Annotated in this window: 7 protein-coding genes and 1 pseudogene; 1 reads left to right on the top strand and 7 read right to left on the bottom strand. The window is 71.1% G+C overall.

Annotation, left to right across the window (positions count from 1 at the left end; translation table 11 throughout):
• The 4 genes and pseudogenes from ACOADB_RS11550 to recA form a co-directional block, all read right to left on the bottom strand.
• A pseudogene (locus tag ACOADB_RS11550) lies at positions 1-212 on the bottom strand (polyphosphate kinase 2 family protein); the annotation flags it as partial.
• Between the two features lie 9 nt (positions 213-221).
• Positions 222-734: a phosphoribosyltransferase gene (locus ACOADB_RS11545; protein WP_378598348.1), complete on the bottom strand. Its 513-nt coding sequence runs from the start codon at positions 732-734 to the stop codon at positions 222-224.
• On the bottom strand, positions 721-1266 hold the full coding sequence (locus tag ACOADB_RS11540) for a regulatory protein RecX (protein WP_378598346.1): 546 nt from the start codon (positions 1264-1266) through the stop codon (positions 721-723). The genes ACOADB_RS11545 and ACOADB_RS11540 overlap by 14 nt, the downstream gene beginning before the upstream one ends.
• Positions 1267-1382: 116 nt before the next feature.
• Positions 1383-2429 carry a recombinase RecA gene (recA, locus tag ACOADB_RS11535; RefSeq protein ID WP_378598344.1) on the bottom strand — a complete coding sequence of 349 codons (1047 nt, stop codon included), beginning with the start codon at positions 2427-2429 and terminating at the stop codon, positions 1383-1385.
• Between the two features lie 284 nt (positions 2430-2713).
• Between recA and ACOADB_RS11530 the strand changes: the two genes are divergently transcribed.
• Positions 2714-4597 carry a hypothetical protein gene (locus tag ACOADB_RS11530; protein WP_378598342.1) on the top strand — a complete coding sequence of 628 codons (1884 nt, stop codon included), beginning with the start codon at positions 2714-2716 and terminating at the stop codon, positions 4595-4597.
• 31 nt (positions 4598-4628) lie between these two features.
• Here ACOADB_RS11530 and ACOADB_RS11525 read toward each other — a convergent pair whose 3' ends face one another.
• The 3 genes from ACOADB_RS11525 to ACOADB_RS11515 are packed head-to-tail and all read right to left on the bottom strand — an operon-like array spanning position 4629 to position 6653.
• Complete coding sequence (locus tag ACOADB_RS11525) at positions 4629-5912, bottom strand: MFS transporter (RefSeq protein WP_378598340.1); 1284 nt, start codon at positions 5910-5912, stop codon at positions 4629-4631.
• The gene (locus ACOADB_RS11520) at positions 5909-6103 is read right to left on the bottom strand and encodes a DUF3046 domain-containing protein (RefSeq protein ID WP_378598339.1); all 195 of its coding nucleotides are present in this window, start codon (positions 6101-6103) and stop codon (positions 5909-5911) included. Before ACOADB_RS11520 ends, ACOADB_RS11525 begins: the two co-directional genes overlap by 4 nt.
• 7 nt (positions 6104-6110) lie before the next feature.
• Positions 6111-6653: a DinB family protein gene (locus tag ACOADB_RS11515; protein WP_378598337.1), complete on the bottom strand. Its 543-nt coding sequence runs from the start codon at positions 6651-6653 to the stop codon at positions 6111-6113.
• Positions 6654-6701 lie beyond the last annotated feature (48 nt).

Below are 6701 nucleotides of genomic sequence, written 5' to 3'. Positions count from 1 at the left end.
AGGACGTTGCGGTGGCCGCCCGACTTCCCGTCAGCGAAGAGACGCTCCTGGAGATCGGCGAGCTCCGGGCCCTTGTCCAGCAGCGCTTCGGCGCCTGCATCCTTGTCACCGTCGAAGCCCGGCGCGGCATCGGTGTCGATGGCGGCGAGATCGATCGGGCCCGGGGCGACCCGGAGCGAGGAGGTCAGGTCCGAGACAGGGAACGCGGTCATGCGCCGACCCTAATGGGCCTTGCCGCCCTGACGATTGACGAGCGGCGGTGTCGAGGACCACGGGAAGTCGATCCAGGCATCCGTACGACGCCAGACGTACTCCGCGTTGATGACGGTCCAGGGCTTCTCGTAGATGACGGCAGTGCGCGCCTCGGCCACGTGGTCGGCGAAGAAGTCGCGGACCACCTCGAGCGTCTTGCCGGTGTCGGCGACGTCGTCGGCGATCAGGACCTTCATGCCGGTCAGGTCGATCGCCGCGGGGGTGGGCGGCAGCATCATCGGCACGTCGAGGCGTTGGTTGACGCCGGTGTAGAACTCGACGTTGACCGCCGACAGGTTCTTCACGTCCAGCGCGTAGCCGAGCCCCATGGCCAGGCCGAGGCCGCCGCGGGCGATCGCGAGCACGATGTCGGGCTCGAAGCCGTCGTCGACGACCTGTTGGGCGAGCTCGCGGACGGCGGTGCCGAACAGGTCGTAGGTCAGGACCTCGCGGGCGGGGGGCGGCGTCTCACTCGTCGTCACCCGACCATTCTGGGGCACCGAGCTCACGCTTGACCACGGCATAGGCCAGCCCGGGCGAGTACCCCTTGCGGGCGAGCATGCCGACGAGTCGGCGGGTGGCGACCTGCCGGTCGAGTCCGCGCATCGTCCGCAGCTTCTTGCGGACAAGGACGCCTGCCGCGTCCTCCTCGTCACCGGGGTCGACCTCCGCCAGCACGGTGCGGGCGGTCTCGTCCGCGATGCCCTTGCGACGCAGCTCGGCCGCCAGCGCGGTCCGTGCGAGCCCGCGGGTGCGTTGCCGGCTGTCGATCCACGCCCGGGCGAAGGCCTCGTCGTCGATCAGCCCGACCTCCTCGAACCGGTCGAGCAGCCGGCCCGCCACGTCCTCGGGGACGTTGCGTCGGGCCAGCCGCTCCTCCAGCTCATGACGGCTGCGTGCCGTGATGCTCAGCTGGTCGAGCAGGATCTTGCGCGCGACCGACTCGGGGTCGGCGTCCTCGGTCCACCCGAGGTCGTCGGGTGGCTCGGCCCTGCGGTTGGGCCACTGCGCCATGACTGCCTCCGTGAGATGAGCCCGGTGGTTTCGAGGCTCGTCGCTGGCGCTCCTCGCACCTCAACCACCGGTGCCGCTGATTGAGGTGCGAGCGCAGCGAGCCTCGAAACCAACGATCAGAAGGAATCCACGCCGATGGGCTCGTCGGAGAGTGCGTCGTTGTCGACCGTCGGCGTCACGCCCAGCGTCTCGAGGATCCGCTTCTCCAGCTCGTTGGCGAGGTCCGGGTTGTCCTTGAGGAAGGTCCGGGCGTTCTCCTTGCCCTGGCCGAGCTGGTCGCCCTCGTAGGTGTACCAGGCGCCGGCCTTGCGGACGAGGCCCGCTTCGACGCCGACGTCGATCAGACCGCCCTCGCGACTGATGCCCTTGCCGTACATGATGTCGAACTCGGCCTGCTTGAACGGCGGGGCGACCTTGTTCTTCACGACCTTGACGCGGGTCCGGTTGCCGACCATGTCGGTGCCGTCCTTGAGCGTCTCGATCCGGCGGACGTCGAGGCGCACCGAGGAGTAGAACTTCAGCGCCCGGCCACCCGTGGTGGTCTCCGGCGAGCCGAACATGACGCCGATCTTCTCGCGCAGCTGGTTGATGAAGATCATCGTGGTGTTGGAGTTGTTGAGCGCACCGGTCATCTTGCGCAGCGCCTGGCTCATCAGTCGCGCCTGGAGGCCGACGTGGCTGTCGCCCATCTCGCCCTCGATCTCCGCGCGCGGCACGAGCGCGGCCACCGAGTCGATGACGATCAGGTCGAGCGCACCGGAGCGGATCAGCATGTCGGCGATCTCGAGCGCCTGCTCACCGGAGTCGGGCTGGGAGACCAGCAGGGAGTCGGTGTCGACACCGAGCGCCTTGGCGTACTCCGGGTCGAGCGCGTGCTCGGCGTCGATGAACGCCACGATGCCGCCAGCGGCCTGGGCGTTGGCCACCGCGTGCAGGGCGACGGTGGTCTTGCCGCTGGACTCGGGACCGTAGATCTCCACGACCCGGCCGCGCGGCAGCCCGCCGATGCCCAGGGCCACGTCCAGCGCGATCGCGCCGGTCGGGATCACTTCGAGGGGCGCACGGGTGTCGTCACCGAGGCGCATCACCGAGCCCTTGCCGTAGTTCTTCTCGATGCTGAGCAGCGCTGCGTCGAGCGCCTTCATCCGGTCATCGCCAGCCATGTTGTTCGCTCCTGGTGTCGTGGTGAGGTCGGTACATCGGCGACGTTATGACGAGGTCCCGACACAGCCTGATCAGCCGGGTCGTGGGTGTGGACAAACACGCCTGTACGTCGTACCTGTGGACGGTTGGCGGTCAGCCAGCGTCCCGTGGGAACAAACCTAGACGAACAGGTGTTCGAAACCGTTCAGGTGGTCCCGGCGTGTCGTCCGAACGCCGGGGACAGCGACCACGCCGCGTTTCGGCTAGCCTTCACAAATCCTGACGTCGACAACGGAGTAGGCGCATGCAGGTCGTGCTGTCCTGGTTTGCCCGTGGTCCGCTGGGGACCGAGGCGACCTCGGCACGGACCGCCCGGGTCGCCCCCGCGCTCCGCGATCTCGTGCCCACCTCCTGGCAGCGCCACGACTTCGGCGGCGACGACTGGGGCGTCATCGTCCTGCATCCCGCCGATCAGCGCGCCTACCGGTGGCCGGTGGTCGCCACCGAGGGTCCCGTCACCGCGGTCTCGCACGGGATCCCCGTGGGCATCGACGTCGGGACCGGCCCGCCGGCACTCGCCCGGCGGCTGCTGGCCGGCGACGACGTGCATCGCGAGGGAGTCCCCCCGTTCGCCCTGCTGGCCCTGGACACCGACCGGTTCGCCCTGCAGCAGGACTGGCTCGGCATGGCCCGGGTCTTCACCGGCACGGCCGACGGCATCACCGCGTTCTGCACCCAGCCCACGCTGCTCGCCACCTTCCTGCACGGGACGGCGCGGCCGGACCTGGCCGGCTGGACGTCGTACACCGTCTGCGGGCACTTCGGCGGGGACCTGTCACCGGTGGCCGGGACCCGCCAGCTGCGTCCCGGAGAGCGGGCCACGGGGCGGCGCCTGCCCGGCGGCGGCTGGGAGGTCGACAGCCAGCTGCGGTACGCCGTGGACGACGTGGTGGCCAGCGGGCTCGCCGACCAGGGGCGCCCGGTGGAGGAGCAGCTGGACCGCGCCGCCACCGCGTTGACCGGCGTCGCCGACAGCGTGCACCGGCTCTACGCCGACGAGATCACCCTCGGCCTGTCCGGCGGCAAGGACTCGCGCCTCATCGCCGCCACCCTGATCGCCGCCGACCGGACGCCGCGGTTCCTCACCACCGAGGACATCCCGGCCGAGGGCGAGACGGCCCGTCGCCTGGTGCAGCTGCTGCGGGACCGGCGCGGCCTCGATCCCGAGCACGTGGTGCGGCTCGCCGGAGCACCTGCCACGGTGCTGGACACCGGCCTGCTGGAGCGTGCGCGCGGGCTGCGCGACCACTACGACCACCAGTTCCCGTCGACCTACATGGCCCGCCCGGTGACCTCCGCGATGCTGTCGAGACAGGTCCGGCCCGCCACCTACACCGGCGCAGCGGGCGAGCTCGCCACCGGCTACTGGTATCCGGCGGCCGACGCCGACCCCGCCCTCACCCCGCACCAGGCGGGACTGGACCGCCTGATCCGTGGCGCACCGAAGGCCGCCATCGTTCCGGAGGTCGTGGAGGCTGAACGCGACCGCATCAACGGCATCGTCCAGCACGCCGGGGCCACCGGCGTCCACGGCCTGCACCTCCTCGACTACCTCTACCTGGTGGAACGAGTGCGGCGCTGGGCCACCTCCGCCTACGTCACCGGCATGGTCACCCCCTTCCTGGCACCCGGGTTCGTCGCCGCCACGTTCTCGTCGGCCCCGGCGCAGAAACGCGACCAGCTGCTGCACACCGGCCTGATCGCCCGGCTGGTGCCGGAATGGGCCGACGTACCTTTCGTGAAGGTCCCGTCCATGCAGTCCACCTCCACCCGCGTGTGGGAGGGCGACGGTGTGGCGGTGATGAGCCAGCTGCTGGACACCTCGCACGGCTCGCTCGCCGGGCTGATGCACAGGCCTGCGGTCGAGAAGGCCCTCCGCAACGCAGTGCGGGGCGGTCGCCCGGACCCACGGGTCCTGCAGCAGTTCACCGCGCTTGCGGTCGCGGCGGAGCGGCTGGAGGCGGACACCGCCCGGCCCGCCACGGGCGCCACCTACCTCCGGGTCACCACGCCCCCGGAACTGCCCCGGCCCGACAGCGCTCCCCTGCGCCTGCTGCGCCGGATCCGGCGGACTCCGCTCGGCGACCGCGTCTGGACCGCCGTGCGCCGTCGGGTGCGCCCTCGCTGACGGGCCAGCACGACCCGGCGATCGGACCTGGTCAGGCGGTGCGGCGTGTCGTCTCGACCGCTGCGCGGGCCGATGCGCCGAGCACGCCGACGACGAGCACCAGGCTCGCGAGCGCCAGCGTCGGGTAGTCGCCGAGGTCGACGATCACGCCCGCCAACGCACCCGTCACGGCGGCGGTCAGGCCCATCACCAGGTCCGAGGTCCCCTGGACATCGGTGCGTGCCTCGATCGGCGCATGCTCGGCCACGAGGGTGGAGGCCGACACCATCACCAGTGACCATCCGACTCCGAGAAGGAACAGCCCGGCGGTCACCTGCCACGACATGCCGGTGGGTGCCGAGGCGCACAGCAGCAGCGCCACCAGGAGCGTCGCTCCCCCGGCACCGAGCACGGGCGGCCGTCCGACGCGATCGGCCAGCATCCCGACCAGCGGCGAGAAGGCGAACATGCCGAGGACGTGGACGCTGATCACGATGCCGATCACCTCGAGGCCCGAACCACCGTGCTCCATGTGCAGCGGGGTCATCACCATGACACCGACCATGGTCGCGTGGGCCAGGGCGAGAGCAGCGATCGCGTAGCCGAGGACCGGGTTGTCGCCGATCGCCTTCATGGCACGTCCCCACGACGAGCGGCCGCCGGCGACGCGCGGGGCACGACCCGCGGCAGCGTCCGCCTCCCCCTCGAGCTGCTGGGCGAGCAGCAACGGGTCGGGCCGGAGCAGGACGCCGACGACCAGCGCAGCCAGCAGCATGCCCATCGCGCCGAGCGCGAACGGTCCGGTCAGCTCGGGGATGTCGACAGCGTCGGCGAACGACCCGGCCGGACCGGTGAGGTTCGGGCCGGCGACCGCGCCGACGGTGGTCGCCCACACGACGAGCGACAACGAACGGGCACGGGTCGCGTCGGTCGCGAGGTCGGTGGCGGCGTAGCGCGCGGCACTGTTGGCCGCCGTACCAGCGCCGAGGAGGACGGCTCCGACGAGCAGGACCAGCATCGACCCGACGACACCGGCGACGACGGCGAGCAGGCCACCGCACGCGCCGATGAGGTAGCCGCTCATCAGGCCCGTCCTTCGTCCGCGGCGTGCCATCAGCGGCGCGAGCAGGAACGAGATCACGGCGGCACCGAGCACCTGCGCGGTCTGCGCGAGGCCCGACTGTGCCTCCGACCCCGACAGGTCGCGGGCGAGCAGGGAGGCAGTTGCGATGCCGATGGTGATGCCGACGGCTCCTACTGCCTGGGTCAGGACCAGGACGCGGACCGTACGACGCTGCACAGCGAGGACGTCCCGGGTGGGATCGAGAAGGGTCACCGCTCGCTCGCGGGCAGCTCGAGCTGTTCCCAGACCGCGCGCCACACCTGCTTGGGCTGTTCGCCGGCGTCGATGGCCTCACGGACCGTACGGCCGCCGAGGGTGGCCATCACGAACTGGTCCGCCCAGACGTGGGCATACCCGGACCCGAGGTGGTGCTCCATCCGCTCCCAGAACTCCGTGTGCCGCACCCGACCATCATCGCTGGTCGAGCCAGCGGACGTCCCATCGGTGATGGATGACGTCGTGCAGGTGGTACCTCCCGAGCGTGTCCACGGTGAAGACGCTGCCGTTGCTGCGGCGCCCCGGACGCTCCCATGCGTCGCTGGGGACGGAGTCGTACAGGACCGCGATCGCCTCGGCCCCCGCCACCAGGTCGGGTACGACGTCCGCCGGGTCCTGCAGGTCGTAGCGATCTGCGACAGCGGTCTCGTCCTGGTCCCAGTTCGCGAAGACCGGGTCGTCGTCCGTGAGCATCTGCCCGAGCCGCCCGGCGAAGACGCGGTGCACGTCACGGACATGGCAGGCGTACTCGGTCGGCGACCAGACGGTCGGCTCCGGGCGCTGCCGGGCACGCGGGTCGGCCAGCGCCTGGGCCCAGTGGGCGGCGTTCTCGCGGACCGTCGCGCCCATCGTCGACCGACCCACGTCCGCAGCGACGAAGCCGCACTCGGCACAGGGCTGGTCGAGGACCCAGGTCCAGTCCTTGGTGTCCGGCGGGGGCAGCGGTGCAGTCGTCATGCGCCCATCCTCACGGCTGGGTCAGGACCGGCACGAGCGATATCCGGT

The organism is Nocardioides sp. CPCC 206348 (assembly GCF_048654705.1).
Lineage (GTDB): Bacteria > Actinomycetota > Actinomycetes > Propionibacteriales > Nocardioidaceae > Nocardioides.
The sequence above is the reverse complement of the archived record's forward strand: the minus strand, read 5'-3'. Positions and strand labels throughout refer to the sequence as shown.